We start from the raw sequence: 25302 nt of genomic DNA, 5'->3' as shown, positions 1-25302 counted from the left end.
CTCCTACTCGGCAGGAACAGCATCGCTGGCTGGCTGTTTGGCGCGGCGCGGCGCCCCGACCCTCAAACGGCGATCCGACAAGGACAAACAGCCACCGATCACCAGCAAGATCGAGCCGATCCAGATCAGGTTGACGAGCGGTTCATAGAGGATCCGCAGGGTCCAGGCTCCGGCGTTGTTCACTTGATCGGAGGCTGGCGTTGCAATCGACGTATAGAGATCACCCGCCAATGTGGACCGGATGGCCGACTCCGTCGTCTGACTTTCCGCGACCGGGTAATACCGGCGTTCCGGGAAAAGTGTCGTGACCAATTCGCCATCCCGACGCACCACAAGGGTGCCGCGATCCGCGATGTAGTTCGGCCCTTGAACCTTTGCGGCCCCTTCGAAGGTGATGTCGAACCCGGCGATCGTGACTTCGGTCCCGGGGGCGGCAAAGACGATCTCCTCACTCTTCCATCCGGTCGAGCCGATCATCCCCATCATCAACACAGCGACGCCGGCATGGGCAAGCGTCATACCGTGAGAGGCGCGTGGCAAGTTGCGCGCGCGTCTCGCGCTCTCCGCAAGGGAAACCTCGAACAGACGGATGCGTAGCGCCCATTCCCGTAGGGTCGCAAAAAGCAGCCACGCTGCGCCGAGGATGGCAAGATAGGCCATGATCGGCCCGCCATTCAGAAGATACCACGCGGCCGAGGCTGCGATGACCGCCAGCACGGCCACGAACCGAATGCGATCGAGCAAACCGGCGATATCAGCCCGCTTCCATGACAGGAATGGACCAAGACCCATGAACACGACCAGCGCCAGCATCATCGGAATGAAGGCCGCGTTGAAGAAAGGTGGACCCACCGAGATCTTGTCCCCCGTGACAGCCTCTAGGATCAGCGGATAAAGCGTCCCGAACAGGACCGTTCCCGTAGCGGCGGCCAGAATGAGGTTGTTCACGAGCAGCCCGGCTTCGCGGCTGATCGGGCGAAACAGACCACCCGGCTCCATTTCGGGCGCCCGCCAGGCGTAGAGCGCCAGCGACCCACCGATGGACACGGCCAGCAGACCCAGAATGTAAAGCCCGCGCTCCGGATCGACGGCGAAGGCATGCACGGATGTCAGCAGGCCGGATCGGACGATGAACGTCCCGAGCAGTGAAAGCGAGAAAGTCAGGATGGCAAGCAGGATGGTCCAGCTTTTGAACGCGTCGCGCTTTTCGGTGACGATGGCGGAATGCAGCAGCGCCGTGCCCAGAAGCCAGGGCATGAAGCTTACATTCTCGACCGGATCCCAGAACCACCAGCCGCCCCAGCCCAGTTCATAATAGGCCCACCACGATCCAAGAGCGATACCTGCCGTAAGGCTGACCCACGCGGCCAATGTCCACGGGCGGACCCATCTGGCCCAGGCTGGATCGACGCGCCCTTCCAGAAGAGCCGCAACGGCAAAGGAAAACACGATGGAGAAACCGACATACCCGAAATACAAGAGCGGCGGGTGCATGGCGAGACCCATGTCCTGAAGCAACGGGTTCAGGTCATTGCCATCGAGCGGCGGCGGGAACACCCGATCGAACGGGTTCGACGTCAGCAGCAGAAACGTCAGGAAGCCGACACTGATCCACGCCTGAACCGACAGGGTGCGCGCCTTGGTTTCGGCCGGGATATTCGATCCGAACCAGGCAACCCCCGCGCCGAATACCGCAAGGATCAAAATCCAGAGCAGAAGCGATCCTTCATGGCTGCCCCAGGTTCCCGCAACCTTGTAAAGCATCGGCTTTAGCGAATGGGAATTCTCGACGACGTTCCTGACGGTGAAATCGCTGACGATGAAAGCCTGCATCAGCGCTGCGAAGGCAATGCTCACAAACAGCACCTGACCAAGGGCTGTCGCCTGGGCGGATTTCATCCAGACGGTATTTCCGCGTGACGCCCCCGCAATCGGCAGAACACTTTGAACAAGTGCGAGGGCCAGCGCGAGGGCCAGTGCGAAGTGACCGATTTCCGGGACCATGGCGTTCTTTCCTATCTAAGGTTGGTGGCGTCGCGTGGTACGGAGTTCAAATCCGCAATGTGGACTATTCGTCGAGCGTTGCTTTCAGTCGGCGAAACTCTTCTTCGTCGATTTCCCCATTCGCAAAGCGGCGCCGGAGCGCTTCCTGCGCGTCCGAGTCCGGGGGACGGGTGCCATTGTCCCGCAGCCTGAGTACCAGAAACACGATCAATGCGATCACGGCGCCCCAGAAGGCGAGCATCATGAAGCCGCCCATAAAGCCATAGCCTCCGCCCCACATGTGACCTGTCCAGGAGCCTGGACCATCAGCTCGCGCCATGCTGGCGGGCAAGCTGGCCAGCAACGTTGGAATGAGCGTTTTCAGTTTCATCTGTTTCTCCTTCGATTAGTTCGCTTTCATCCAGTGGGATGGTGACAATGGCCCGCAAACCCGCGCTGTTATGGTTGACCAGCTGGATATCGCCACCATGGGATTGGACGATTGTCCTCGCGATTGAGAGCCCAAGCCCATAACCGCCCGTTTCCAGAGACCTCGATTGCTCGAGGCGATAGAAGGGATCGAAGACCTTTTCCAACTGGTCGACGGGAATGCCGGGCCCATTGTCATCGATGTTGAGTACGAGGTTCGAACCGTGGGTCGCCCAGCTGACTTTTGCGGCACCACCGTAGCGAACGGCGTTCTCAAGCAAGTTCCTCAGTGCCCTTCGGAACGCGTTGGGTCGAAGCCGCACGGCAACATCATCACTCGGGGCAAAGGTGCAGTGTGCCGCCATATCGCTGCACAAGCTGTCCAGAAAATTGCGCAGATCGACCACTTCAGCACCCTCGGATCCGGTAAGGCCGCGTGCAAAGGTGAGCGTCGCTTCGACCATACTCTGCATCTCTTCGACCGATGCGATGAGGCTGTCCCGCGTCTCTTCTTCGTCAACCAGCTCCGCGCGGACACGCATAGCAGTCAACGGCGAGCGTAAATCGTGGCCAAGGGCTGCGAGCATACGTGTCCGATCACTGACGAACCGGGTCAGCCGTCGTTGCATGCGGTTGAAGGCAACGGTCAGATCCCTGACCTCGGTCGGCCCCGCGACGGTCAATTCAGGCACGTCCTCGCCCCGGCCAAGATGGTCCGCGGCCTTCGATAGGTGCCGCAAAGGACGCGTCAGGCGCGTCATGACAAACCAGAAAATCGCCACCAAAAGCAGTCCGGCGGAAATCCCGAAGGTCAGCATCGAGTAGAATGGCCATTGGATCGGCGGACGCTCGAACCGCGTTCCGACATTTAGCCAACGCGCCCCCTTGATCGCGATCGACAGGTTCATTTCAACCGCTGTCAACTCTCCGCGCATCATCGCGAGATGCATTTCCGTCATTTCGTCAGAAAGATTGGGCAAGGGCCTCAATTCGCCCTCGATCTCGTGCAGTTCAACGCGAATATCGCGGCTGTAGCTATCGTCCATTAGCGCACGGATACGCCCTTCAACAAGGTCGCCATGCGAATGACTGGTGTGTTCCACACTCGGAGCGTCTGACAGATCAAACCGGATAAGTGGTGAATTTGCTGCGCGAAGGATGGAGTCCTGCAGGTCCAACGGGGCCTCTTCGATCAACCGCGCCACATTCGCTGCGCGTCCAGCAGCCTCGAACCCCAAAGCAGCACGGATGGCGAGGCTGCGCTCGTCAGCGAAGAGGAACAGGCTGATTGCTTGGGCCACGACAAGCGCCGCGACCACAAGCAGGATCAATTGTCCGCTGAGAGAGCTCATCGCACGCCACATCATGTCGCATCCTCGACGTCGGCAGCCAAACAGTATCCGCCATTCCGCACAGTCTTGATGACACTCGGTCGCAATACATCCGGCTCGATCTTGCGGCGGAGACGGCTGATTTGATTGTCGATGGTGCGGTCCATCGGGCCAGCGGTCCGACCAGCGGTCAGGTCAAGCAACTGGTCACGACTGAGCACCATCCTCGCGCGTTCCAGCAGGACCGCCAGTAATTTGAACTCAGAAGTCGTCAAAGGCGTTTCGGTTGCGGCCTCGTCAATCAGTACCTGTCGGTCGGTATCCAGTACCCAATGCGCAAAACAAACCTTCCTCCCAGCCAGGGTTCCGGCCACGGGTTCATCGCGGTTGCTTCGCCGGAGTACCGACTTGATGCGGGCCAGCAGTTCTCGTGGATTGAACGGCTTGGCGAGATAATCGTCCGCACCGATTTCCAGCCCCACGATCCGATCCGTTTCCTCACCAAGCGCCGTCAGCATGATGATCGGAAGATCACCCTCTGGCGCAAGTCTGCGGCAGACCGACAAGCCGTCCTCGCCCGGCATCATGACATCGAGCACGAGGAGGTCGAAGTGACCGGTGGCCAGCTTGGCATCCATCTCCACGGCATCCCTGGCGACGGTCGTGCGCATTCCGTTCTTCTCCAGAAAGCGCGCGACGCTTTCACGTATCTGTGCGTGGTCATCCACGATAAGGATATGAGGTGGCGGTCCCATGGTGTCTTTCCTAAATCATCGTTGCATCGTGTTTCATGGGCAGAATTGTAGCCATTTGTATCAGGTCATTCCCTTGCTACAGATGGATACAAATCTGTGCCTGCACCGTGTCGTGCTCCCGGGTAGCGTCGCCGGCATGTTATGTGACCTTTGGGATCGCAACCGATCAAAGGATGAGGTTTTCGAATATGGCTCTTGATTTGAACCGGCGCCGTTTCGTTATGGGTGCTCATATGACGGTGCTGACCGTCACGGCGTCACCGCTGCTGGCGCAGAGCCGATCTGTCTGGTCGGCAGAGAATGCCTTTGACGCGCTTCTATCGGATACGGCGCGGATCATCGATGTCAGAACGCGCGAAGAGTGGCAAGAAACCGGCGTAGGTGCTGGTGTATGGCCGATAAGCATGCACGCGTCCGGTTTTCCGGACCGATTGTTCAGGGCGAAGGAACTGAGCGGTGATCGCACCGTTGGACTGATCTGCGCCACTGGCGGACGCTCCGCATCGCTGCTTCGAGCGTTAAGACAAGCTGGTTATTCGGGCTACGCCGATATCTCGGAAGGGATGTTGGGATCAGGCGAAGGGCCTGGCTGGATCGCATCGAACTTGCCGACCGTTCCGGTGGATGTCGCCCTGAACGGGTTGCCCCCCGCGTTGGCCTGACCTGTGAAGAATCAATCGGTCCAGTTGTGCTAAAAAGCCTGATGTATGGTCAGATTGACCTGTTTGAATAGGAAGACGGGTTTGGGGGTATGACCGAGTTGATGGCCATGTTTGTCGGAATATGCGCGGCGATCCTGATGGGAATTGTCCATCATTATGCGTTGTCGGGCATTCTGAAGTTTTCCCCGCAGCGGTCGGATGGCTCCGGCTTTCGGATCATCCTGACGTTTTCCGCGTTGCTGTTGCTGCACGTATTGGAACTTGTGACGCTCGCCGTGTTCAACACGATGGTGGTGGCAAGCGTTCTGCCGCAATCGTTCAGCAACAACCCGCCGATGTTTCAGGATGTTCTCTATGTTACGGGCATCTCGTTCTCGACCCTTGGCTATTCGTCCATAGAGGTGGTCGGGCCCTTTCGACTGTTGCTGATGCTGCAATCGCTTTTGGGCTTCATGTTGCTGACCTGGTCAGCGACGTTTCTTTACTCAGCCTGCCAGCAAGTCTGGCAGAAGGCGAAAGATGACTGAAAATCGCCACGCGCGTCGGACATGAACCGGGCGTCAGCGTCAAATGCGTCCTGATATCGGTCCTTTGACCTCCCCGTGGAACGGTTGAGTGAGCGCCGCGTTGCGCGCGTGGATGAATAACCCTTGACCTTCCAGTTGCTGGAATCCCTAGGTACCAAGCCATGGCACAGATTTTCAAAAAGACAGGCGATCACTTATCGCACCATCGACACGGGGATATCTTGAAATTTCCCGTATGGGTTGGCGTGTTGATTGTCTTGCTCTCAATGCCGGCTCACTTGTTTTTGGATGAAAAGAGCTCGATAGCTCTTGCTTCGATCACGCTTGCTTTGATTGGCGGTGCCTATATCGGCTTTGGCGCCGCGGACGGCAGAGCGCGCGTGTTCTGGGCAGAGCTCGCCGTGGCCCTTTTGTTCGGCTCGGCAGCCTTCCTGGGGCTGATATGGCATTGGGCCTTCCTCCCCTTGGGCTTGGCCCTGCACGCCCTTTGGGACATGTCACACCACAATTCTTATCGTCTCGCCCGGATTCCGAACTGGTATATTCCATTCTGCGTGGCCTTTGACCTTTTGGCAGCGGCATTCTTCGTTCTGCTCTATGCCGTGTTTTGAACCATGATGATGCGCATTCTTCTTCTTGCGGTGATCTTGATGGGAGTCGTCGCATTGGCCTTCCCCGACGTCCTTGGCGTCGACATTCGCCTGCCGGATCGTGCGGAAATTGACCGCTGGATCGAGGCGGCAGGTCTTGCCGGACCAATTGTTATCGTGGCGCTTATGACAATCGCTATTGTCGCAAGCCCCCTGCCCTCCGCGCCGATCGCACTCGCCGCCGGAGCGGCTTATGGACACACGTTCGGGACACTCTTTGTCGTTCTTGGCGCGGAACTCGGTGCGCTTGCCGCCTTTGGTCTGGCCCGCGGCCTGGGTCGTCCCTTCGTTGAGCGTCATCTCGGTCAGAAGATAAACGCGGGCCTGTTTGGGTCGCAGAACACTCTGACCTTCCTAGTCTTCGGCAGTCGCCTACTGCCGTTTCTGTCCTTCGATATGATCAGCTACGCCGCAGGTCTGAGCAAGCTGCATCTTTGGAGGTTCGCGCTGGCCACGTTGGCCGGGATTATTCCAGCGAGTTTTTTGCTCGCTCACATGGGCAGCCAGGCGATGAACGGAGATGCCCGCACCGCCACATGGACCGCGCTTGCGCTAGGTGGCTTTACCGGCCTGTCGGTTCTCTTCGCCGCGACGCGAAAGACCGGCGCGCAACGGGAGTAGAGCTGATATGGCCAATCATTCTCACGCCGGGCACATGCCCACCTCCGGCAAGGCCCTTGTGATTTCGGCCTGGCTCACCGGCGTCTACTTCGTGATTGAACTGGCCGTCGGGCTCTGGACTGGCTCGATTGCCGTCCTGTCGGATGCGTTTCACACCCTGTCGGCGGTTGGCGGCGTTCTCGTGGCCATCACCGCGCAGCGGATTGCGCGCCGTCCAGCGGATTCGGCGCGCAGTTTCGGCTGGTACCGCGCCGAGATCATCGGCGCGCTGGTGAATGGCGGGTTTCTTCTCGGCATGGCGATTCTCGTGATCTGGATGGGCGCGATGCGGCTCGGAAATCCGATCCACCTGGCCACAGGCCCCATGCTTTGGGTCGCCTTCGGGGGCCTGGTCACGGAAGTGGTCTCTCTGGCGCTGATGTGGCAATCGAGCAAAGACGATCTGAATGCCCGTGGCGCGCTCTGGCACATCATCCAGACCTTTGTCGGCAGCCTCCTGATCATCGTCACCGCTCTCGTGATCGAGTTCACCGGCTTTCTGGCAATTGACCCGATCCTCGGCATGGCGTTCGGAGTGGTTCTCCTCTGGGCCTCTGTGGGCGTAATCAAGGAAGCGGTCTACATTCTCATGGAGGGCACGCCCGAGGGAACGGATCTCGATGCTGTGACGGCGGACCTGAACGGCCAGGACGGGGTTCTGGATGTTCACCATGTGCATGCCTGGACGCTGACCAGCGGCAAACATGCGTTTTCCGCCCATATCCGCCATCAGTCACCCGCCGAGGCCGCGGACTTGCTGAACAGGGCCTATCGGCGGCTGACGGAACAGTATGGGTTTCACATGGTCACGCTGCAGCTCGAAACCGCGTGTCTCGACGAGCGCCACGCGCTGGATGTTGATATAGTCCAGATAGCGGCTGCAAAGGCTGCGCAAGAAAAGACTGATGTGCGAGATGCGCATCCGCACCCAAGCCCTAACACAGAAGGGCCATAGACTGTGATGGACACGATACTTGCCGCAGAGCCGGAGATTCGTCTGACGGCGTTTTTGAGTGTGCTGGCCGCCATGGCGCTTTGGGAACTCGCCGCCCCGCGTCGGCGGCGTGACATTCCGCGTGTCATCCGTTGGTCGAACAATCTGGCTCTTGTCGTGATCGATACGGCGATCCTGCGGTTGTCTTTCCCAATCCTGGCCGTTGGTCTGGCGGTCATGGGCGAGGAGCGGGGTTGGGGTTTATTCAACACTATCGGCGCGCCGTATTGGTTGGCCGTTGTCCTGTCCATGCTGCTTCTCGATCTGGCCATCTATTTGCAACACGTCATGTTCCATGCCGTCCCTACGTTGTGGCGTCTGCACCGGATGCACCACGCGGACCTCGAGTTCGACGCCACAACGGGATTGCGCTTTCACCCGATTGAGATCCTTATCTCGATGGCGATCAAGCTAAGCTTGGTCGCAGCGCTTGGTCCGCCCGCCGTCGCGGTTTTGTTGTTCGAGATCATCCTCAACGCCACGGCACTCTTCAACCATGCCAACATCAACCTGCCGAGACCAGTCGACCGGTGGCTCAGATGGATCGTCGTCACACCCGACATGCACCGCGTGCATCATTCTGTCGATCCGCGCGAAACCAACTCAAACTACGGCTTCAACCTGCCGTGGTGGGACCGCCTCATGGGTACTTACGTTGCCCAGCCCGCGAAGGGCCACGAGGGAATGACGATCGGCATCGAGCAGTTTCGCACGACGCGCGACCTCTGGGTCGACAAGATGTTGATCCAGCCCCTTCGCGGGCCGGCAAGCGGGCACGCCCTGGATGCACCCGCCCTCTCGCCGACAGAGCAGGAACAGCCTCTGGACTCTCAAACACACAGTTCTACGGTCTCGGATACTTCAAAAAGGAACACATGATGAAAAGACGCACATTTTTGCTGGCCGGAGCGGCTGCCACACTCCCCCTGCGAGCACTGGCCAACACAGAACCGGTCATTAAAGTCCTGAAAACCCCCACCTGCGGGTGCTGTACCGCCTGGGTCGATCATGTCCGGCAAGCGGGCTTCACGGTCGAGGCGCAGGATGTCGATCAGGATGCGCTTTATGCGTTCAAAGACCGGCTACAAATCGCTCCGGAACTTGCTGGATGTCACACGGCGATCATAAGTGACTATTTTATCGAGGGCCACGTGCCTGCCGCGGACATCACGCGGCTGCTGGCAGAACAACCGGTGGCGCGCGGGTTGACGGTTCCCGGCATGCCGATGAGTTCGCCCGGCATGGGCGGTCCCGGGGCTGGTGACACTTTTGATACCTTGCTTGTCGGCTCCGACGGGGTGACCTCGGTCTTCGCGAGCCACAGCTGATCGGGTCATGGGCGCAGGTGATAAATCCCGCGGGCGGGGTTTTTGACCCGCCCGTCCTGCACAAGCTTTCGCAGCGCCCTGTAGGTCGCCTCATGGCTCAGCTGTAACCGGGCGGCGAACTCGACCACGGAGCCTTCGAGCAGGCCCGCGACCAGACCCGCCATCACCCGGTCTTCTGCAAGCCGAATTCCGACGATCTCGAGCATCTGTCGCTGCGCCTGTATCTGTTGAGCGGCCTGACGGCCATAGGCGCGGGCAAATGCCGGGTCGGCAAAGGCGGCCAAGACGGCAGCCTTGTCGATCCGGATCAGCGCTCCGGCCTCAACACAGACCGCATCGCAATGATAGACCTCTGAAAACACCGAAGCTTCGGCAAAGCTTGTTCCGGCTTGGGCACGGTGAATGATGAACCGCTCGCCATCTGGGCCGACCCGCTCGAGATGCACGCGTCCGGTTTGCACGACATAGAGACCATGGGTGGATCCACCTTGATGAAACACCACATCGCCAACCGCGCCGGAGAGTGGGCGCAGGGCTGAGCTCGGGATAAGATCATAGGGGCCTGGCAACATATGATTGAAATCATATTGCGATGCATCCGCCCCTGCTAGCGTAAACATGACATCACCCCATTGAAGGATCCGTCCATGCGTCTCATTCCCTTCGTCCTTGCCATAGTGATGGCCGCACCCGTGGCCGCTCAGCACGCCCATTCCGCGACTGGCCATGACATGGGTGGACCGCAGGAAACCGGGCAATCGGCCTTTGCCGCCCTGGCGGAGATCGTTGCGATCCTGCAGGCCGATCCCGAGACAGATTGGGAGCGGGTCGATATCGACGGATTGCGCCGCCATCTGGTCGATATGGACCTTCTGACCCAAGAGGCCGTGGTCACCCGCACCCTGCGGCCGGAAGGGGCCCGGTTCGAGATTCGGGGCACCCCCCGTGTTCTCGAAGCCATCCGCGCCATGGTGCCCGCCCATGCGCCCTTTCTTGCGGCTGAAACCGGCTGGGACGTTGTCACGGAGGAACTCGAAGATGGCGTGGCGCTCAGTGTCGATGGCGATGCCGCTCAGATTCAGGGACTTGGTTTCTTTGGCCTGATGACCATCGGGGCGCATCACCAGGAGCACCACCTCATGATGGCAAAAGGCGCAGCCCCGCACCATTGACGCGCCGACACGGCTTGTTTGTTGATCCGTAGAGAGGTGCACTGACAAAACGTTACATCTCGCGTGTTGACCTTCCCGCGCGGGAGACATGGACACATGTCCCGTGATGGAAGCGTCAGAGGATACCGCGCGCAGGGATTTCCTGTATTACGCAACGGCCGGGGCGGGGGTCGTGGCCGCAGGGGCCGCGCTCTGGCCACTGGTGAACCAGATGAACCCTTCCGCCGATGTCCGCGCCTTGGCACAGATCACTGTCGACATTTCCGATCTCGCGCCTGGAACGCAATTGACCGTCAACTGGCGCGGAAAACCTGTCTTTATCCGTCATCGCACAGAGGCAGAAATGGCTCAGGCTCGGGCAGAGGCGGTCTCTGACCAGCCTGACGGCAAGGCGCGCAACCCCAATCTGCCCGCCGATGCGCTGGCGTCGCGTAGCCCTTAATTGGGCTCTGCCTCACTTTGTGTGGCGCAACTATCCTGAAACAGGAAAATTCAGGAGGGATGGTTGTGAGCTCGAAGAAGCACTGGTCGCCCGGGGCCGAAGTTTCGGTTCAATGCGTTGAGCGAAGTGATTTCGGCGGGTGGATCGTATCGGGCAGTCTGACACCAAGCGGCATCTGCCCAGACTGTGGATTGCATTCACGCCGACGTCACGGCTGGCGGCGTCGGCGGTTGCAGGATTATCCCGCCCATGGAGAGGAGGTAACGGTTGATCTCGCGATTTGCCGTTGGCGATGTTTGGCACCCGCTTGCCCACGCCGGACTTTCGCAGACCAACTCACCTCGATTGCGCATCCGTTTGCACGTAGCACTTCGCGTGTCGGGGAGATTGTCAGTCATCTTGGGCATGCAACCGGCGGACGGCCTGCCGAACGGCTCTTGCACCGTTTGGGCCTTGGGGTCAGCGATTACACGGTGCTCAGGCAGTTGAAAAAGCGTGCTCAGGGCACCGCCAAGCCGCCGACGGTCATCGGGATTGACGACTGGAGCTGGCGGAAGTCGCAAACCTACGGCACGATCATTGTGGATCTGGAGCGTCGCGTGGTGATCGACATTCTTGAGGATCGAGATGTCGTCACCTGCACCAACTGGCTCAAGCGACACCCCGAGGTGAAAGTGATTAGCAGAGATCGGTGTGGTCTCTACGCCTAGACTGCACGGCAAGGGGCACCGCAGGCGAAGCAGGTCGCTGATCGGTTCCATATCGTGCAAAACCTGCGGCAGGCCATTGAGGAGCAAATGAACCTCCACGGCCCTGAGACCGGCAGAGCGCTGCTGGCCGACGCCGACAATATCACCGCAGCCGGCAGCCTTCTGAAGTCACGCCTTGCGCACAGGACATCTCGGGAAGAGATTTTCACCACCATCCATGCGCTCCGAAATCAGGGGCTTAACTGTAGCGAGATCGGGCGACGAACAGGGTTCCCGCGCCGCAGCATCGCGAAATGGCTGCAGTTCGAGACGCCACCGGACCGCAAACAGGCCGCTTTGAAACCGACTTCGCCGTGGTACTTTGAAGAATTCCTGAGCCAAAGCTGGAAGGACGGCATTCGAACAGGCAGCGCCCTGTACCGTATGATCCAAGAGCGTGGTTACGAGGGGAGTCAGTCGCATTAAAAGCGGCTGCTGGCGGGCGGGCGCAGAGCCGAAAAGCAAACGAAGGGCCCCGCCGTGGAGCACCAGATCCTGGAGCCGGTCCGGGGCCCGGAAACGGGGCATGCGATCTCTCCGGTCATTGCGGCCGCGCTGTGCATCAAACCCAGCGGAAAGCTCACCTCGGATCAGGCGCGGAAAGTCGACACGCTCAAAGCCGGTTCTCCCGCCTTCACAACGATGCGCAGCCTCGCCATGCGTTTCAACGGTATCATGCGTGGCCGCCAAGCGGGTCCGCTCCCTGCATGGATCGACGACGCCATCGAAACCGGCCTGACGCCCATTGTGCGCTTCGCCCGCACCTTGAACCGGGACTTCAATGTGGTCAAAAAGGCGATCGAGATGCCCTGTAACAACGGCCAGGCGGAAGGTCAGATCAACCGCCTGAAAACCCTCAAGCGCGCCATGTACGGCCGAGCCGGTCCAGAATTGTTGCGGGCGAGAATGCTACCGTTCCGCCACACAGATTGAGGCAGAGCCCAATTAAAGGCTACGCGACACAACCGTTTGATGACTGGCGCCCGATCTTGCGTGTGTCCCCGGTCCCGTGCACCCGGTAATACAGCCACGACAAATAAAGCACGTGGGTTCCAAGCGGGTTGTCAGGACCCGGCGGCCAATAGTCAGGCCATTCGGGGTTGCGCTCTTTCATTGATGGAGTGGGCCGCCAACTGGGCCTCTCCACCTTCCTTATAACCTCTGTATATCCTCGGCGGGTCAGCTCTTCCGAGGCGGGGACACTTGAAGGGTAGAGTTTGTAAACACTTTCGTCTTCCGACCAGTACTGGACTGCACGCGAGTCAATGTCGCACATAATTGCACCGTGCTGAAGGTTATCGAAGTGGTCTTGCCAGGGATCCGCACTGAAGGACAGAAATATTTCTGCGTACCGCCGAGGGCTCCTGCTCCTGAGCACGGAGAAGGGAAGGTGTTCCCAGAAGTCCGATCATAGTTGTCGAGACGAACTGGCACCGTGTTTTCTTTGAATCAGTAATATACTTTGCCTCGCCCTTTTGTTGATGAACGGATACGACCTCTAGCTGCTAGAGCTTCAACCGAAAATTGATGACGTTCTCGTGAGGCGGCGAGACTAGAGATATCTACGTGTTTCAGCGCAATAGTTGCGATACTTGGTGCCGTATTGTTCGCACAGCCATGGCTCTTCTGCGAGCGGGGCAAGGGCCAGCGCGGCAACTCCAACGATGACGACAGGCCAAACCCAAGGTGAGGCGAAGAGAAGACCCAAACCTATTAGGATGGCCATGTCGGCAAGATACTGCGGATTCCGAGAGAAACGGTAGAGACCCGAAGTGATCAGCTCGTCTCTCACCCCACTGGTGGCTTTCAGTCCAATGATGAATGCCCCCCACCAGGCGATCAGATTTCCGATTGCGATCAAGAACGGCCCGACTGCCCAACGGAGCGCGTTGGGCATAGAAGCGGATTTCCAATCCACGATGCCCAAACCGATCACCGCCCCAAACACGGCCAATGTGAGGCCCCATGCAATGATTGGTATGACTGAATGCTCTCTGTTTGGAGGCCAGATGCGCTTGGACGGGCGGACGATCGACCAAAGGAGCGCACCAATCAAAACCAGACCGGACAGCAGGCCTACGACCACTAGTATGCCTTGGGCAATCGTCATGAGCGGTGTCCGAACACCTGCGCCTCCTGATGCGCATTGTCGGTCGCTTCGAATTCAAGCGTGGAATGCTCGATTGAGAAACGTTCATGCAGCACCGATTTGACGTTTTCTTTAATTTTGTCGGCCTCACCCATCCGGTCGCGTTCGACAACAATATGGCAGTCCAATGCCGCAGCGTTCTCCTGCATTTGCCACAGGTGGACATGATGCACGTCCACAACGCCATCGACAATCTGGATCGCTCTGACCACGTCATTTCCATCAATATCTGGTGGGCTCCCAAGCATCAGGGTTCGAATTGGGGCCCCTATTTCGGTGAAGGACAGATACAGGATGTAGAGCGCGATGCCGATGGTGATGGCCGGATCCACCCAACGCATATCATAAAGTATAATGAGCGTCCCGCCGACTATGACGGCCACTGAAGCCAACGCGTCCGAAAGGTTGTGGAGAAACAGCGCGCGGATGTTCACGCTCCCCTTCTGCATCGAATAGGTCAGCATTGCGGTCAGCGTGTCGACCACAAGCGCAATTCCACCGAGAATGACGACGGTCCACCCCATGACTTCGGGTGGATCAATCATGCGCATGCCACCTTCGTAGATCAGGTAGAAGCCGATCACGATCAGGGTGGTGTAGTTGATCAGGGCAGCGACGATTTCGACCCGGCCATAGCCGAAAGTCATGCGCTCATCGGCCGGGCGGCGCGCGATCTTGCGCGCGGCGAAGGCAATGACAAGCGAGGCCATATCGGAAAAGTTGTGCAGCGCATCGGCGATAAGTGCTAGACTGCCCGACAATATGCCCCCGACGATTTGCGCAACAGTAAGTAGCCCATTCGCCCAGATCGCGATCGCAACCCGTCGATCCCCAGAATTCGGATCGATATTCGCGTGCCCGTGATCATGCGGCATTGGCAGGCTCCTCATGCGCGTGTGTCGCGCGTCGGTCAGTCTTCAGGCGGCCGCTGCGGAAACCACGTACGCGCGCATTCATCCAGTGGCGTATTATATGACGGTAAAGGGCACCACGCAGCCTTCCAAAGGATTGCTCATGGGACAAATAGAAGGCGTCGGGCGTATCGTACACGCCGAAATCTTGCACGATGCCGGTTTTCTGAATGTAGGTATCTTCTCCGTTCCAGGCGACGGGAGGCGCGCCAAGGCAATCCGTGCCCGCGCCATAACCGCAGACACTGTCCGTGTCCGAGAACGATCTTTGCAGGACTTCGAGGAAAGCGTCATCCAGGATGAAGCCTTCAAGGTTGATCCAGGCCCCTTGAAATTCGATCTCTACCCACGAGTGGAGAATTTCCTCTGGAGCAAGCGGATACACCAACTCTGGGACAACACCGCGCTGCAAGCCTTTGTGGATCGTAAACCCATGCAACCGGCAACGAACGCCAACACCACGCAGCAGCGCCATTAAGAGCGTGCCTTTGGTATTGCACTGCCCGTAGCCGTCGGAAAGTACCTCGGATGCGGGGATGTCGTCAGCTCGATTGTATCCGAACGCGATTTCATTTCGAACGAAATCATAGGCAGCTCCGATCCGATCGTATTCGGATAAGTCGCGCCAGCTGCGGCTCTCTATTAGATGCGCAAGAGGCGCGGCATCAAAATCCAGTAGTTTGGTGGGTGCAAGTAGGGGGTTGGTTATCTGCAACGGAGTCGCTCCTCGAATCGTCTTGGAACAGACTAGTCTCTATAGTTACTGTAGCTTCAACCCCTTCTTTTAGAAACGATCTCTCGCAACTACTTGTCCGTGTGAACTGCTTTGTGGTGTTCACCGTGTGCGTCGCGTAGGATATTGACACCGCCCCAGGCCGCGATCCCGGCGATAATCACACCGACGACTAGGTCGGGCCAGTTCGTTCCCAGCCAGGCAACGAGGCCACCTGCGACTACGATTCCGAGGTTTGCCGCAAAGTCGTTCCAGCTGAAAGTATTGGCCGCGCGGATGTTGACGTCCGGATCTTTGAGCCGAGCGAGCAACCAGACACAAACTGAGTTGATGGCCGCCGCGATCAGCGCCATGACGATCATAACGGTGCCAAGGGGATCCGACCCACCGACATAGCGGCGCCAAGCATCATAAAGGATCCCGATGGCGAACACGATCAGCAGGCCGCCCGAGACATTCGCCGCGCCACGTTTCCATTTCGCAGACCGCGACAATGCAAACAGACTGATTGCGTAGACCAAGCTGTCTGAAAGGTTGTCGAGCCCGTTGGCGATCAGGGCACTGGAATCCCCGAAGGTCCCAGTTGCGAAAAAGGCCGCAGCAAGACTGATATTGAGACCGAGAACGATCCAAAGTGTGCGTCTTTCTGCTCGTTTTTCTGCCGCCATACTTCCCATTCCAATTTGTGAACTATGATCTTTCAACCTCTCTGGCAGATCAGGGTTCCGGATTGATTATTGATGGTCAGTTCCACGTACGACCGTCGGGAGCTTTCAGGCAGGCGCCCCAACCAATGCAGAGCATAGCCCTTTTTATGGGGCGATGAGATCGCGATTTGAGACGGTTTCAAGTTCAAACCATAAAGTTCAATTGGTTCGTGGCGCGGCCAGTATTATAGCTGCGCCGAGCAAGCAAACGGCTGTGCCAAGCGCATCCCACCTGTCCGGTCTGTGACCCTCTGCAAGCCACATCCACAGTACCGAAGCCGCAATGTAGACTCCGCCATAGGCGGCAAAGGCGCGGCCCGCAGCAACCGTTTCGACTTGCGCCAGAAGCCACCCGAATACCACCAAGGCTACAATACCGGGTACGAGCCAAGCCGCGGATGCGCCGAGGCGCCACCAGCTCCAGATCGCGAAGCACCCGGCGATCTCGGCCAAGGCCGCAAGCGGGTATGCAAGCGCGGCAGGCATCTCAGGCGCCGATCTCGTCATGTTCGGTCAAACATTCGGAATGATCCCGCAACACCTCAAGCACCTTGCAATCGGCGGTACGTCCACCGCTGCATTCGTGAACCATGCGTTTCAGTTCGGTGCGCAGCGCCTTCAGACGGGCCATGCGCTGCTCCACCTGCTTTAGCTGGCGACGCGCAATCGCGTCGGCTTCTTCGCAGGGCCGATTGGGCTGGTCGCTGAGGTCGAGCAGCTCGCGGATCGCATCAAGCGAGAAGCCGAGTTGTCGCGAATGGCGGATGAAGGACAGTCGGTCGAGCTGTGCGTTGTCATAGCGCCTCTGTCCGCCTTCAGTCCGGCCAGGTTCGGGCATGAGCCCGATCTGCTCGTAGTACCGAATTGTCTGCACCTTTGTGCCGGTCTTCTTTGACAGAGTGCCGATCGTGAGCATCTTCGCCTCCATGAAAAAGTTACAGTCTTAGTAGGTTTTGCCGCCCCAATAGACAAGTGCCGGATTCACAGACGCGTGAGTTTAAGCCACAACGTGAATTAGCGCTTGAACCTCTAGTAGCTAGAGGATGTAGACGCGACAATAATCAAGAATCAAAATCAGGCGCGCAGGTTTGTCCCTTACATCGGCACAGAAATTTCTTTGGGTTTTGGCAGGCGCCGCGGCGCTTGCCTTCGTATGGCTTTTGCTCTGGTCGGACTATCGCGCTGACCGCGCCCGAACCGACACCGATCCGGCGTTTCTCGCCGCATTCGAATTGACGGACCACCAAGGTATGGTTCGCACAGAAGAAGACTTTTCGGGGCGTTGGATGTTGGTATTTTTCGGCTTCAGCAACTGCCCCGATGTCTGCCCGTCGACACTGTCTGAGGTCGCGGCGGTGATGGACGGTCTGGGCGACAATGCCGCGAGGGTCCAGCCGATTTTCATAACCATCGACCCCGAACGGGACACGCCCATGGCACTCGCCGAATTCGTTCCGCTGTTCGATGCGAACATCATCGGGCTGACAGGTACGCCCGAACAGATCGCCGCTACATCCGAAACGTTTCCGATCTTCTTTGAACGCATCGAAGAGGCTACAGCTCCGGATGGCTACACAATTGGCCACACGTCACATCTGTTTCTATTCGACCCCGAGGCAGGCTTTGCAGACTCATGGCCCTATGGCACGTCCGCTGAAGAGATTCTCGCCGATCTGGAAGAGAGGATCTGACCGACATGAACCGCGTACCCGCAGAAACCGCCCTCGGGCTGGCATGGATCGTTGCCCTCGTCGCCTCGCTTGCTGTACTTTTCATCGGCGAAGTGATGGGGCAGACACCCTGCGTGCTGTGCTGGTTCCAGCGCGCCTTCATGTTCCCGCTCGCGATCATTCTCGGCCTCGGCCTTTGGTGGCGAGACGGCAGCGTCGGGCGCTATGGCATCGCTCTGGCGCTTGGTGGTGGCGTGGTCGCCCTGTGGCACATGGGCCTCTACGCGGGCCTGATCCCCGAACGCATCCAGCCCTGCACGGCCACCGGCCCCTCTTGCACCGATGATAACCAATTGGTCTTCGGCATTCCGATCCCGCTGATGGCGCTGGTCGCCTTCGCACTGATCGGGTTCCTGTCGGCACTTTCATTGAAGGAAACACAAACATGAATCGACGCGGCTTAATCCTGTCCGTTCTCGCCCTCGGCGTTGCCGGTTTCGGCGGAGCCACTTGGTACGCGACTCGCCCCGGCCCCGCGGCCGAAGCAAAAACCGTTGCGCCGGAACTCGCGGACGCGATGATCCGCTCTTACTCGCCCATCCTCGGACCTGCCGACGCGCCCGTCACGATTGTCGAATTCTTTGACCCGGCCTGCGAGGCTTGCCGCGCCTTCCATCCGATCGTGAAGGACATCATGGCACAGCATGGAGATGCCGTCCGCGTCGTTATCCGCTACACCGCGTTTCATGGCGAGGCATCCGAGGAAGCGATCCGCGTGCTCGAGGCAGCACGCATGCAAGGCGTTTACGAGCCGGTGCTCGAAGCCGTTCTGCGGGATCAGCCGAGATGGGCGTCGCACGGCGCGCCTGAGCCCGGTCTGATCCTCCAGATCGCCGCCACTGCCGGACTCGATGCAGAGGCCGCGCGCACGCAAATGCTGGCACCGGATGTCGTTGCGATCCTGAATCAGGATCGTGCGGACGTCGAAACCGTGGGAGTTCGCCAGACTCCTACTTTCTTTGTAAACGGCAAGTCGCTCGATCCATTCGGGGAGGCAGAACTGCGTCGATTAGTGGCCGCGGAAGTTGCCGCCGTGCAAAGCTGAATGGAAAAGGCAGGACCAAAACGATGAAAAAGATTATTATGACGGGCACACTGGCCGCGCTCTTGACCTTTGGAGGGCTCTCAGTACCCGCACTGGCCGGACCCGTGGATGTCGTCGTCGAAAGCGCCTGGTCCCGCGCCTCCATAGGGATGAACCGCCCCGGGGCCGCCTACATGACGATCCGCAACACTGGCGACGAGCCGGTGACGCTGATTGGTCTTTCAACACCCCTCGCGATGATGCCCGAGATCCACGAGACGAAGACCAATGCCGAAGGTGTGAGTTCCATGAGCGCGGCAGGTGAGATCGCGATCGCCCCGGGCGAGAGCGTCGCGCTTGAGCCGGGCGGCCTCCACGCGATGTTGATGCGGCTACAACAACCCATGACGGAAGGGGAAACCTTTCCGCTGACCCTACTTTTTGTCGACGGGGGCGAGGTGACAGTCGAGGTGCCGATCCTTGGCATCGCCGCACGCGGACCGGAAGACTAATGCGACGAAGGACGATCGCAGGATACGGCGCGGCCGGTGCCGGTGCAATTGCCTTGACGCTCTTCGTCGGTTGGTGGCGGGTCGACGGACCCGGTGCGCCCGAACCTATCGAGCAGCGGCCTATGGCTCTGACCGAGATGGATTTCCGCCTGACTGACCATGAAGGCAACGAGGTCGGGCCGGAAACCCTGATCGGGCGACCGACGATGGCGTTCTTCGGTTTCACTTACTGCCCCGATGTCTGCCCGACCACGCTCTCGGACATTTCAGGTTGGCTCGACGATTTAGGAGACGAAGCCAAACAGTTGAACGTGGTTTTCATCACGGTCGATCCCGAGCGCGATACCGTCGAGGCGATGGCAGAATATGTCAGTTATTTCCACCCAGCGATCCGCGGCTGGACGGGACCGGAGGGGCAGATTGCGCGCATCGCGGACGGCTTCCGCGCTGCCTACGAGCGGGTGCCCACGGAAGGCGGCGACTACACGATGAACCACACGGCCAGCGTCTTCCTGTTCGGTGCCGCTGGACGGTTCGTCACCATGATTGACTATCATGAACCGAGGGAATTCGCGGTACCGAAGATCCGCCGCGCGTTGGAAGAAGAAACGGAGGGAGCGACATGAGGCTCAGAACTTTTGCGGCAGGTGTCGCGCTTGCGGGGACCGTTTCGGGGGCGGCTATCGCATTCTTCGATGTTCTGTCGAAAGAACCCGTGCCGCCAGAACTTGCCCAGGCAGGTAGCTGGATGCCCCAGCGTCCTGAAGCTCCCCGGAGCCTGGATATTCCGTTGTCGCTGCCAGCTACGGCGTGGGTGGAAGATACACCCGGCTTCGGCCCCTTGCCCCTGCTGCAGGCCGCTGTTGTTGACAGGCCGATGCAGGCCATCGAACCGCCCCTGTTGACTTGGTCTCGCGACATCTCTTCTGGTGAAACGCTCGACTCCTTGCTTTCCGAAGCCGGTCTTGCGGGAGCCGACAGGGCGGAAGTCGCCCTTGCACTTGGCGCGGAATACGATCTGCGACGGTTGCGGCCGGGGAATTCGGTCACTGTTGTTTCGACTATGGATGGCAGCCCCCGCACCGTCTCGCTCGCCGTCGAGGACGGGGTGCGGATCGAGGTGCTTTTTGGCGAGCAGGTGTCCACGCAGGTCGTGGCGCCGGATCCGGAGATCGTAACCCTTGCTGGGGAGGCCGTGATCGACACCTCGATCTTCGCGGCACTCGACAATGCCGGCATCCCCGCCCGATTTGCCGTGGACCTTGCGCAAATGCTGGGTGGAACCGTGGATTTCCGCCGTGAGATGGCTGGAGGCGAGACACTAAGGCTTCTCTGGCGCGAGACGCGCGTCGGCGATGACAAGATCGGACAGCCGGACCTCGCCTTCGCCGCACTGGAAATCGGCGATTCGCTTTACGAGATCGTTTGGCCGGACGACGGCAGCGGTCAGGCGACGATCTACGTCGATGGCGAGGTGCTTCGCGTCTTTGCACAGCCAGTCGAGGGCGCTCGCCTCAGCTCGGTGTTCGGGCGCCGCACACATCCTGTCTACGGAAACGTCCGGATGCACACCGGCGTCGATTTTGCCGCGGCAAGCGGGACGCCGGTACGGACGACGGCACCGGGCCGGGTCAGCTTCATCGGCTGGCGAGGCGGTTATGGACGCGTGGTCGAAATCTCCCATGGCTCCGAGACCATGACGCGCTACGCGCATCTCAGCGCCGTGTCGGAGGGCCTAACACAGGGCCAACGCGTGGCGGCGGGAGATGTGATCGGCCGCGTTGGCGCAACCGGCACAGCGACAGGTCCCAACCTGCACTACGAAGTCCTCGTAGATGGGCGTCCGACTGACCCTCTCTCTGACGACAGGCTCGCCGAAGCCGCAGAGAACGAGGTGGATGATACCGCCGCGCTGTTGCGTCTGACCGAGGCGCGCGCGCTTCTGACTGAAAACCTTGACAGCGAAATTGCCCAGACGACAACCGAAAGGCTCTGACCCATGAAACGCATGACCCAAGCTCTGACCATCGCGCTCGCCCTGTTCCCGGCGGCCCAGGCCCTCGCAGAGGCAACAGCGATAGACGTCCGCAAGACCAACGGATGCGGCTGCTGCCTGTCCTGGATGAACCATCTCGAGGAAAACGGATTCGCGCCGACGGGCGAGAACATGTTTGGCGGGTCGCTGGTTCGTTTCAAGCTCGACAACGGCGTGCCGCAGCGCATGGTCTCCTGCCATACCGCGCTCATAGAGGGCTACGTGATTGAAGGCCATGTCCCGGCCGCTGATATCCGCCGCCTTCTTGAGGAACGCCCGGACGCCGTCGGCCTCGCCGTTCCGGGAATGCCCTATGGCTCGCCCGGCATGGGGCCGGAAGAAAACCGTGAAGCTTATGATGTCTTCCTCATCCGCGAGGACGGGTCGACCGAAGTCTTTTCAAGCTACGCCGAAGGATAATCTGGCCCGCTTATGGAAAACCTGTCTCCGATAATGCTCGGCTTTCTCGGAAGCCTTGCCGCCGGATCGCTCACGGCAGTCGGAGCAATTCCCGTGCTGTTCGGGCGCATCCCGTCGCGGGCGACGCGCGATCTGTCGCTCGGCTTCGCTGCCGGCGTCATGCTCTCAGCCTCGTTCTTTTCTCTGATCATCCCGGCGTTGGATGCGGCGGAGCCGATGTTCGAGAACGGCGCGATGCCTGCGGCCATCGTTTGCGTCTCGATCCTTTTGGGCATGGGGGCCGTTGCATTGATGAATGAAAGGCTGCCGCACGAGCATTTCAGAACGGGACGCGAAGGGCCCGAAGCGGCGTCCTTACGGCGGGTCTGGCTGTTCATCATCGCAATCACGATCCACAACTTCCCGGAAGGCCTCGCGGTCGGAGTTGGCTTCGGTTCCGGAGGTATGGAAGGCGGTCTGCCACTCGCCATCGGCATCGGGCTTCAGAATGCGCCTGAAGGGCTGGCCGTTGCGGTATCCCTGTTGGGCGAAGGATATCCGAAGCTGCGCGCCTGGGGCATCGCCGCGCTAACGGGAATGGTCGAGCCGATTGGCGGTTTGCTCGGGGCCGGCATCATCACACTGTCGGAACCGCTGCTGCCATGGGGCTTGGCCTTTGCCGCAGGCGCCATGCTTTATGTCATCAGCCACGAAATCATCCCCGAAACCCATCGCAGCGGCCATCAGAACAAGGCAACGCTCGGCTTGGCCATCGGACTCGTTTTGATGCTTTTTCTCGATGTTTGGTTGGGGTGACGCAATGCCAGTGCATAAACTATCTCCGGTGATCGGCATTTTTGCGGCGCTTACCGCTTTCGTAATCGATCAGATCACAAAAGCCATTGTTGTGGCGAATGCGGCCTCCTTAAGCACTGGAATCGCCGTGTTTCCAGGTTTTAACCTCGTCTTTTATCGCAATGATGGCGTCACTTTCGGACTACTTGGCGGCGCACCATGGTGGGGCCTCATAGCTCTCGCTCTTGCCATCTGCGGCTGGCTGGGGGTTATGCTGTTTCGCGCCGAAAATGCGGTTGAAACGCTCGCTTACGGAGCGATCATCGGTGGAGCCTTGGGCAATGTCATTGATCGTGTGCGGTATCGGTCTGTAACGGACTTCCTGGATTTCTACATCAACTCAACGCATTGGCCTGCCTTCAACATGGCCGATGTGTTTGTCGTCAGTGGCGTGGGGCTCTTGCTCGCCGCACCCTGGATCAGTGCGCGGCGTCCGATCAAGTCGTGAAGCCGGTAATTCTGAACTGCTTCGCTCTGCGCAAACGTCTGCTCTCGCGGATGACGCTTGGTTTCGCCGCCGGGCCGCTGACCGTTCTAACCTTCCCGCCTTTCTCGATTCTCCTTCTTGTTCCCGTTGCCTATTCTGCGTTGTTTGTCGGTCTTCGCGACCTCTCCTTCGGGCGTGCTTTTCTCGTCGGCTGGGCGTTTGGTCTCGGCCAGTTCGGTTTCGGGATTTCGTGGATCGCGGAAAGTTTCTACGTCGAACCCGAGCGTTTCGGGGCGCTGGCGACCCCGGCCGTCGCGGGATTGTCCGCAGGTCTCGCGATTTTCCCGGCCATTGCCGCCGTGCTCTTCGTCGAAATCGCGCGGCGCGGAGCCATGGGCAGTCTCCTGGCCTGCCTCCTGTTCGCGACCTTCCTGGACCGCGGCCGAGTGGTTGCGCGGTCACGTTCTGACAGGTTTTCCGTGGAACCTCGCCGGCTACGCTCTTGTCGATTACGCCGCCCTTCGCCAGCCCGCCGCCTGGGTGGGAAGTTATGGGCTATGCTTTCTCACCGTGTTCGTAGCGGCACTCCCCGGCGCGGCTCTCATGGCGGTCGGGCGACAACGATTGATCATCTCGCTAATGCCGCTGGCCGGCATCGTGACGATGTGGGCCGTCGGCACGCTTCGCCTCCAGTCGGATGCACCACAGCCACCGGATGTCGACCTGCGCATCGTTCAGGGCAACGTTCCCCAAGAGGAGAAATGGGCGCCCGAGAACCGCGAGGCGACCTTCGCGCGCTATATCAAGCTTTCAACCCAGCCCGGCGATTTCGACGTTCTTCTCTGGCCGGAAACCGCCTTTCCCGGGTTCCTCGATGAGGATGCCCAGGCGCGGGCCCGCATTGCCGCTGCGCTACCGGACGGCAGCGTGCTGCTAACCGGAGTGCCGGACCGTGTACTGAGCGAGGATGGCACCCGATATTTCAACACCGTCCAGGCTTTTGACGATACCAATGAGATCCTGACCGGATACGCGAAACACCATCTCGTGCCCTTTGGCGAATACGTGCCATTCCGCGGCTGGTTGCCGATCGAGCGGCTGACGGCGGGGCTGGGCGATTTTACGCCCGGACCGGGTCCGCGCACCCTTGCGCTTCCGGGTATGCCGCTGGTCGCCGTGGCGATCTGCTATGAGATCATTTTCCCAGGCCATGTGGTCGACGACATGTTCCGACCCGACTGGATTTTTAACGCGACGAACGATTCCTGGTTTGGAACCAGCATCGGACCCGAGCAGCATCTGGCTTCCGCACGTATGCGCGCCGTAGAGGAAGGCCTTCCTGTCATCCGAGCCGCGAATACGGGCATCTCTGCGGTCATCGACGCGAACGGAGAGATCATTGCGCGGCTCGATACAGGGGAAAGGGGCATCATCGACGCTGATCTTCCCTCAGCGCAGCCGCCTACGCCATATGCGCTTTTCGGGGACTGGATGTTGCTGGCGCTCATCTTGGCTTCGTGGAGCTGGGCTCTGGCGGCCAATGCGACGGCTAACCACCGCCGCATGAGAAAGACCGTCATGCAAAGATGTGGATAGGCGTTCCGTCCTTCACCATTGCATAGATGTCCTCGATCTGCCGATCTGTGACTGCGATGCAGCCAGCTGTCCAGTCGCGGATGTCCGTCGGGTCGATGCCGGGGCGTGGACCACCATGGATGAAGATGTCGCCGCCGGGGGAAAGGCCCTGCGCTGCGGCAAAGGCGATGTCGGCCTCATTTGGATAAGAGATGCCAACTGAAAGATGATACGTACTTTCAGGGTTGCGCTTATCGACTATGTAGGTGCCCTCCGGGGTCCGACCGTCTCCCTCGAATTGCTTGTGACCCTGAGGAGCGAAGCCCAGCCCGATCGGATAGGTTTGCAGCACGCGATCGGATCCGTCGAGAACAAGCAAACGCTGTCCCTTGTAGAGCCGAAGTCGCGTCACTTCGGGTCCGTCATAGCTGCGGAACTTGCCGGCACAGCCCGACAAAAAGGCCGCTAAGCCACCCAACAGGACGGCGCGGCGGGGAAATCGGATGGTTTTCACTGCTCGATGCCTCTTTCGTGAGGTCTGATATGGACATTATGTTACCTTG

The 25302-nt window shown here is 59.5% G+C and carries 30 protein-coding genes and 4 pseudogenes; 21 read left to right on the top strand and 13 right to left on the bottom strand.

The window, feature by feature from the left end; translation table 11 throughout:
- Positions 1-3: 3 nt before the first annotated feature.
- The 4 genes from MED193_RS02235 to MED193_RS02220 form a co-directional block, all read right to left on the bottom strand.
- Positions 4-2004, bottom strand: coding sequence for a heme lyase CcmF/NrfE family subunit (locus MED193_RS02235; RefSeq protein WP_009808005.1), 2001 nt, complete (start codon positions 2002-2004; stop codon positions 4-6).
- A 64-nt stretch (positions 2005-2068) separates the two neighbouring features.
- Positions 2069-2374, bottom strand: coding sequence for an SHOCT domain-containing protein (locus tag MED193_RS23195; protein WP_240476201.1), 306 nt, complete (start codon positions 2372-2374; stop codon positions 2069-2071).
- Complete coding sequence (locus MED193_RS02225) at positions 2310-3776, bottom strand: ATP-binding protein (protein WP_009808003.1); 1467 nt, start codon at positions 3774-3776, stop codon at positions 2310-2312. Before MED193_RS02225 ends, MED193_RS23195 begins: the two co-directional genes overlap by 65 nt.
- Positions 3776-4498, bottom strand: coding sequence for a response regulator (locus tag MED193_RS02220; RefSeq protein ID WP_009808002.1), 723 nt, complete (start codon positions 4496-4498; stop codon positions 3776-3778). The genes MED193_RS02225 and MED193_RS02220 overlap by 1 nt, the downstream gene beginning before the upstream one ends.
- 188 nt (positions 4499-4686) lie before the next feature.
- On the opposite strand from MED193_RS02220, the gene MED193_RS02215 reads away from it, so the two are divergent.
- The 7 genes from MED193_RS02215 (at position 4687) to MED193_RS02185 (ending at position 9319) form a co-directional block, all read left to right on the top strand.
- Positions 4687-5160, top strand: a complete 474-nt coding sequence (locus tag MED193_RS02215) for a rhodanese-like domain-containing protein (RefSeq protein WP_009808001.1) — start codon at positions 4687-4689, stop codon at positions 5158-5160.
- Between the two features lie 89 nt (positions 5161-5249).
- Positions 5250-5687 carry an ion channel gene (locus MED193_RS02210; RefSeq protein WP_009808000.1) on the top strand — a complete coding sequence of 146 codons (438 nt, stop codon included), beginning with the start codon at positions 5250-5252 and terminating at the stop codon, positions 5685-5687.
- 221 nt (positions 5688-5908) lie between these two features.
- Complete coding sequence (locus MED193_RS02205) at positions 5909-6298, top strand: DUF6010 family protein (RefSeq protein WP_254655419.1); 390 nt, start codon at positions 5909-5911, stop codon at positions 6296-6298.
- A 3-nt stretch (positions 6299-6301) separates the two neighbouring features.
- Positions 6302-6958: a TVP38/TMEM64 family protein gene (locus tag MED193_RS02200; protein ID WP_009807998.1), complete on the top strand. Its 657-nt coding sequence runs from the start codon at positions 6302-6304 to the stop codon at positions 6956-6958.
- Between the two features lie 7 nt (positions 6959-6965).
- A complete protein-coding gene (locus tag MED193_RS02195; protein WP_009807997.1) occupies positions 6966-7952 on the top strand; it encodes a cation diffusion facilitator family transporter in 987 nt (328 codons plus the stop codon).
- Between the two features lie 3 nt (positions 7953-7955).
- Positions 7956-8870: a sterol desaturase family protein gene (locus MED193_RS02190; protein ID WP_212733583.1), complete on the top strand. Its 915-nt coding sequence runs from the start codon at positions 7956-7958 to the stop codon at positions 8868-8870.
- Positions 8867-9319 (top strand): DUF411 domain-containing protein, encoded by a 453-nt coding sequence (locus MED193_RS02185; protein ID WP_009807995.1) that lies wholly within the window; start codon positions 8867-8869, stop codon positions 9317-9319. The genes MED193_RS02190 and MED193_RS02185 overlap by 4 nt, the downstream gene beginning before the upstream one ends.
- A 5-nt stretch (positions 9320-9324) precedes the next feature.
- On the opposite strand, the gene MED193_RS02180 is transcribed toward MED193_RS02185, so the two are convergent.
- Complete coding sequence (locus tag MED193_RS02180; RefSeq protein WP_009807994.1) at positions 9325-9939, bottom strand: Crp/Fnr family transcriptional regulator; 615 nt, start codon at positions 9937-9939, stop codon at positions 9325-9327.
- Positions 9940-9966: 27 nt separating this feature from the next.
- On the opposite strand from MED193_RS02180, the gene MED193_RS02175 reads away from it, so the two are divergent.
- The 3 genes and pseudogenes from MED193_RS02175 (at position 9967) to MED193_RS22490 (ending at position 12615) form a co-directional block, all read left to right on the top strand.
- The gene (locus tag MED193_RS02175; RefSeq protein ID WP_009807993.1) at positions 9967-10491 is read left to right on the top strand and encodes a hypothetical protein; all 525 of its coding nucleotides are present in this window, start codon (positions 9967-9969) and stop codon (positions 10489-10491) included.
- Between the two features lie 106 nt (positions 10492-10597).
- Positions 10598-10921: pseudogene (gene petA / locus MED193_RS02170) on the top strand (ubiquinol-cytochrome c reductase iron-sulfur subunit); the annotation flags it as partial.
- Between the two features lie 155 nt (positions 10922-11076).
- Positions 11077-12615: pseudogene (locus tag MED193_RS22490) on the top strand (ISL3 family transposase).
- Positions 12616-12640: 25 nt separating this feature from the next.
- Here the strand turns inward: MED193_RS22490 and MED193_RS22485 are convergent.
- From MED193_RS22485 to MED193_RS02135, 7 genes and pseudogenes are all read right to left on the bottom strand, one after another.
- Positions 12641-13094 (bottom strand): annotated as a pseudogene (locus MED193_RS22485) (L,D-transpeptidase); the annotation flags it as partial.
- Between the two features lie 140 nt (positions 13095-13234).
- On the bottom strand, positions 13235-13792 hold the full coding sequence (locus tag MED193_RS02160; RefSeq protein ID WP_009807988.1) for an isoprenylcysteine carboxylmethyltransferase family protein: 558 nt from the start codon (positions 13790-13792) through the stop codon (positions 13235-13237).
- On the bottom strand, positions 13789-14706 hold the full coding sequence (locus MED193_RS02155) for a cation diffusion facilitator family transporter (protein ID WP_009807987.1): 918 nt from the start codon (positions 14704-14706) through the stop codon (positions 13789-13791). The genes MED193_RS02160 and MED193_RS02155 overlap by 4 nt, the downstream gene beginning before the upstream one ends.
- Positions 14696-15451: a transglutaminase family protein gene (locus MED193_RS02150; protein ID WP_039965763.1), complete on the bottom strand. Its 756-nt coding sequence runs from the start codon at positions 15449-15451 to the stop codon at positions 14696-14698. Before MED193_RS02150 ends, MED193_RS02155 begins: the two co-directional genes overlap by 11 nt.
- A 95-nt stretch (positions 15452-15546) precedes the next feature.
- Complete coding sequence (locus MED193_RS02145; RefSeq protein WP_009807985.1) at positions 15547-16143, bottom strand: cation transporter; 597 nt, start codon at positions 16141-16143, stop codon at positions 15547-15549.
- A 198-nt stretch (positions 16144-16341) separates the two neighbouring features.
- The gene (locus tag MED193_RS02140; RefSeq protein WP_009807984.1) at positions 16342-16668 is read right to left on the bottom strand and encodes a YnfA family protein; all 327 of its coding nucleotides are present in this window, start codon (positions 16666-16668) and stop codon (positions 16342-16344) included.
- Between the two features lies 1 nt (position 16669).
- Positions 16670-17098, bottom strand: a complete 429-nt coding sequence (locus MED193_RS02135) for a helix-turn-helix domain-containing protein (protein WP_039965742.1) — start codon at positions 17096-17098, stop codon at positions 16670-16672.
- Positions 17099-17270: 172 nt separating this feature from the next.
- Here MED193_RS02135 and MED193_RS02130 point away from each other — a divergent pair, with 172 nt between their 5' ends.
- The 11 genes and pseudogenes from MED193_RS02130 to lnt all read left to right on the top strand — a co-directional run bounded on the left by MED193_RS02130 (position 17271) and on the right by lnt (position 24760).
- Entirely contained in the window at positions 17271-17873 is a 603-nt protein-coding gene (locus MED193_RS02130; RefSeq protein WP_009807982.1) for an SCO family protein, read from the top strand.
- 5 nt (positions 17874-17878) lie between these two features.
- Positions 17879-18301, top strand: a complete 423-nt coding sequence (locus MED193_RS02125) for a disulfide bond formation protein B (protein ID WP_009807981.1) — start codon at positions 17879-17881, stop codon at positions 18299-18301.
- Complete coding sequence (locus tag MED193_RS02120; protein WP_009807980.1) at positions 18298-18957, top strand: thioredoxin domain-containing protein; 660 nt, start codon at positions 18298-18300, stop codon at positions 18955-18957. The genes MED193_RS02125 and MED193_RS02120 overlap by 4 nt, the downstream gene beginning before the upstream one ends.
- A gap of 23 nt (positions 18958-18980) precedes the next feature.
- Positions 18981-19448: a copper chaperone PCu(A)C gene (locus MED193_RS02115; protein ID WP_009807979.1), complete on the top strand. Its 468-nt coding sequence runs from the start codon at positions 18981-18983 to the stop codon at positions 19446-19448.
- Positions 19448-20074, top strand: coding sequence for an SCO family protein (locus tag MED193_RS02110; protein ID WP_009807978.1), 627 nt, complete (start codon positions 19448-19450; stop codon positions 20072-20074). Before MED193_RS02115 ends, MED193_RS02110 begins: the two co-directional genes overlap by 1 nt.
- A complete protein-coding gene (locus MED193_RS02105) occupies positions 20071-21444 on the top strand; it encodes a M23 family metallopeptidase (protein WP_009807977.1) in 1374 nt (457 codons plus the stop codon). The genes MED193_RS02110 and MED193_RS02105 overlap by 4 nt, the downstream gene beginning before the upstream one ends.
- Before the next feature lie 3 nt (positions 21445-21447).
- Complete coding sequence (locus tag MED193_RS02100) at positions 21448-21903, top strand: DUF411 domain-containing protein (RefSeq protein WP_009807976.1); 456 nt, start codon at positions 21448-21450, stop codon at positions 21901-21903.
- A gap of 12 nt (positions 21904-21915) precedes the next feature.
- Positions 21916-22698: a ZIP family metal transporter gene (locus tag MED193_RS02095; protein WP_039965741.1), complete on the top strand. Its 783-nt coding sequence runs from the start codon at positions 21916-21918 to the stop codon at positions 22696-22698.
- On the top strand, positions 22682-23185 hold the full coding sequence (lspA, locus tag MED193_RS02090) for a signal peptidase II (protein WP_009807974.1): 504 nt from the start codon (positions 22682-22684) through the stop codon (positions 23183-23185). The genes MED193_RS02095 and lspA overlap by 17 nt, the downstream gene beginning before the upstream one ends.
- 50 nt (positions 23186-23235) lie before the next feature.
- Positions 23236-23529: pseudogene (locus MED193_RS23190) on the top strand (apolipoprotein N-acyltransferase); the annotation flags it as partial.
- Positions 23516-24760: an apolipoprotein N-acyltransferase gene (lnt, locus tag MED193_RS02085; RefSeq protein WP_254655418.1), complete on the top strand. Its 1245-nt coding sequence runs from the start codon at positions 23516-23518 to the stop codon at positions 24758-24760. The pseudogene MED193_RS23190 and the gene lnt, both read left to right, overlap by 14 nt.
- On the opposite strand, the gene MED193_RS02080 is transcribed toward lnt, so the two are convergent.
- On the bottom strand, positions 24741-25253 hold the full coding sequence (locus tag MED193_RS02080) for a murein L,D-transpeptidase family protein (RefSeq protein WP_009807972.1): 513 nt from the start codon (positions 25251-25253) through the stop codon (positions 24741-24743). The genes lnt and MED193_RS02080 overlap by 20 nt on opposite strands.
- Positions 25254-25302: the final 49 nt, after the last annotated feature.

The sequence above is a fragment of the Roseobacter sp. MED193 genome, from assembly GCF_000152965.1.
GTDB lineage: Bacteria > Pseudomonadota > Alphaproteobacteria > Rhodobacterales > Rhodobacteraceae > Pseudophaeobacter.
The sequence above is the reverse complement of the archived record's forward strand: the minus strand, read 5'-3'. Positions and strand labels throughout refer to the sequence as shown.

What these genes read in the sequence shown, in the direction of transcription:
- MED193_RS02235 (WP_009808005.1), bottom strand. Translation starts at nt 2,004, where the DNA reads ATGGTCCCGGAAATCGGTCACTTCGCACTGGCCCTCGCGCTGGCCCTC.
- MED193_RS23195 (WP_240476201.1), bottom strand. Translation starts at nt 2,374, where the DNA reads ATGAAACTGAAAACGCTCATTCCAACGTTGCTGGCCAGCTTGCCCGCC.
- MED193_RS02225 (WP_009808003.1), bottom strand. Translation starts at nt 3,776, where the DNA reads ATGTGGCGTGCGATGAGCTCTCTCAGCGGACAATTGATCCTGCTTGTG.
- MED193_RS02220 (WP_009808002.1), bottom strand. Translation starts at nt 4,498, where the DNA reads ATGGGACCGCCACCTCATATCCTTATCGTGGATGACCACGCACAGATA.
- MED193_RS02215 (WP_009808001.1), top strand. Translation starts at nt 4,687, where the DNA reads ATGGCTCTTGATTTGAACCGGCGCCGTTTCGTTATGGGTGCTCATATG.
- MED193_RS02210 (WP_009808000.1), top strand. Translation starts at nt 5,250, where the DNA reads ATGACCGAGTTGATGGCCATGTTTGTCGGAATATGCGCGGCGATCCTG.
- MED193_RS02200 (WP_009807998.1), top strand. Translation starts at nt 6,302, where the DNA reads ATGATGATGCGCATTCTTCTTCTTGCGGTGATCTTGATGGGAGTCGTC.
- MED193_RS02195 (WP_009807997.1), top strand. Translation starts at nt 6,966, where the DNA reads ATGGCCAATCATTCTCACGCCGGGCACATGCCCACCTCCGGCAAGGCC.
- MED193_RS02185 (WP_009807995.1), top strand. Translation starts at nt 8,867, where the DNA reads ATGATGAAAAGACGCACATTTTTGCTGGCCGGAGCGGCTGCCACACTC.
- MED193_RS02180 (WP_009807994.1), bottom strand. Translation starts at nt 9,939, where the DNA reads ATGTTTACGCTAGCAGGGGCGGATGCATCGCAATATGATTTCAATCAT.
- MED193_RS02175 (WP_009807993.1), top strand. Translation starts at nt 9,967, where the DNA reads ATGCGTCTCATTCCCTTCGTCCTTGCCATAGTGATGGCCGCACCCGTG.
- MED193_RS02160 (WP_009807988.1), bottom strand. Translation starts at nt 13,792, where the DNA reads ATGACGATTGCCCAAGGCATACTAGTGGTCGTAGGCCTGCTGTCCGGT.
- MED193_RS02155 (WP_009807987.1), bottom strand. Translation starts at nt 14,706, where the DNA reads ATGCCGCATGATCACGGGCACGCGAATATCGATCCGAATTCTGGGGAT.
- MED193_RS02145 (WP_009807985.1), bottom strand. Translation starts at nt 16,143, where the DNA reads ATGGCGGCAGAAAAACGAGCAGAAAGACGCACACTTTGGATCGTTCTC.
- MED193_RS02140 (WP_009807984.1), bottom strand. Translation starts at nt 16,668, where the DNA reads ATGCCTGCCGCGCTTGCATACCCGCTTGCGGCCTTGGCCGAGATCGCC.
- MED193_RS02135 (WP_039965742.1), bottom strand. Translation starts at nt 17,098, where the DNA reads ATGCTCACGATCGGCACTCTGTCAAAGAAGACCGGCACAAAGGTGCAG.
- MED193_RS02125 (WP_009807981.1), top strand. Translation starts at nt 17,879, where the DNA reads ATGAACCGCGTACCCGCAGAAACCGCCCTCGGGCTGGCATGGATCGTT.
- MED193_RS02120 (WP_009807980.1), top strand. Translation starts at nt 18,298, where the DNA reads ATGAATCGACGCGGCTTAATCCTGTCCGTTCTCGCCCTCGGCGTTGCC.
- MED193_RS02115 (WP_009807979.1), top strand. Translation starts at nt 18,981, where the DNA reads ATGAAAAAGATTATTATGACGGGCACACTGGCCGCGCTCTTGACCTTT.
- MED193_RS02110 (WP_009807978.1), top strand. Translation starts at nt 19,448, where the DNA reads ATGCGACGAAGGACGATCGCAGGATACGGCGCGGCCGGTGCCGGTGCA.
- MED193_RS02105 (WP_009807977.1), top strand. Translation starts at nt 20,071, where the DNA reads ATGAGGCTCAGAACTTTTGCGGCAGGTGTCGCGCTTGCGGGGACCGTT.
- MED193_RS02100 (WP_009807976.1), top strand. Translation starts at nt 21,448, where the DNA reads ATGAAACGCATGACCCAAGCTCTGACCATCGCGCTCGCCCTGTTCCCG.
- MED193_RS02095 (WP_039965741.1), top strand. Translation starts at nt 21,916, where the DNA reads ATGGAAAACCTGTCTCCGATAATGCTCGGCTTTCTCGGAAGCCTTGCC.
- lspA (WP_009807974.1), top strand. Translation starts at nt 22,682, where the DNA reads ATGTTTGGTTGGGGTGACGCAATGCCAGTGCATAAACTATCTCCGGTG.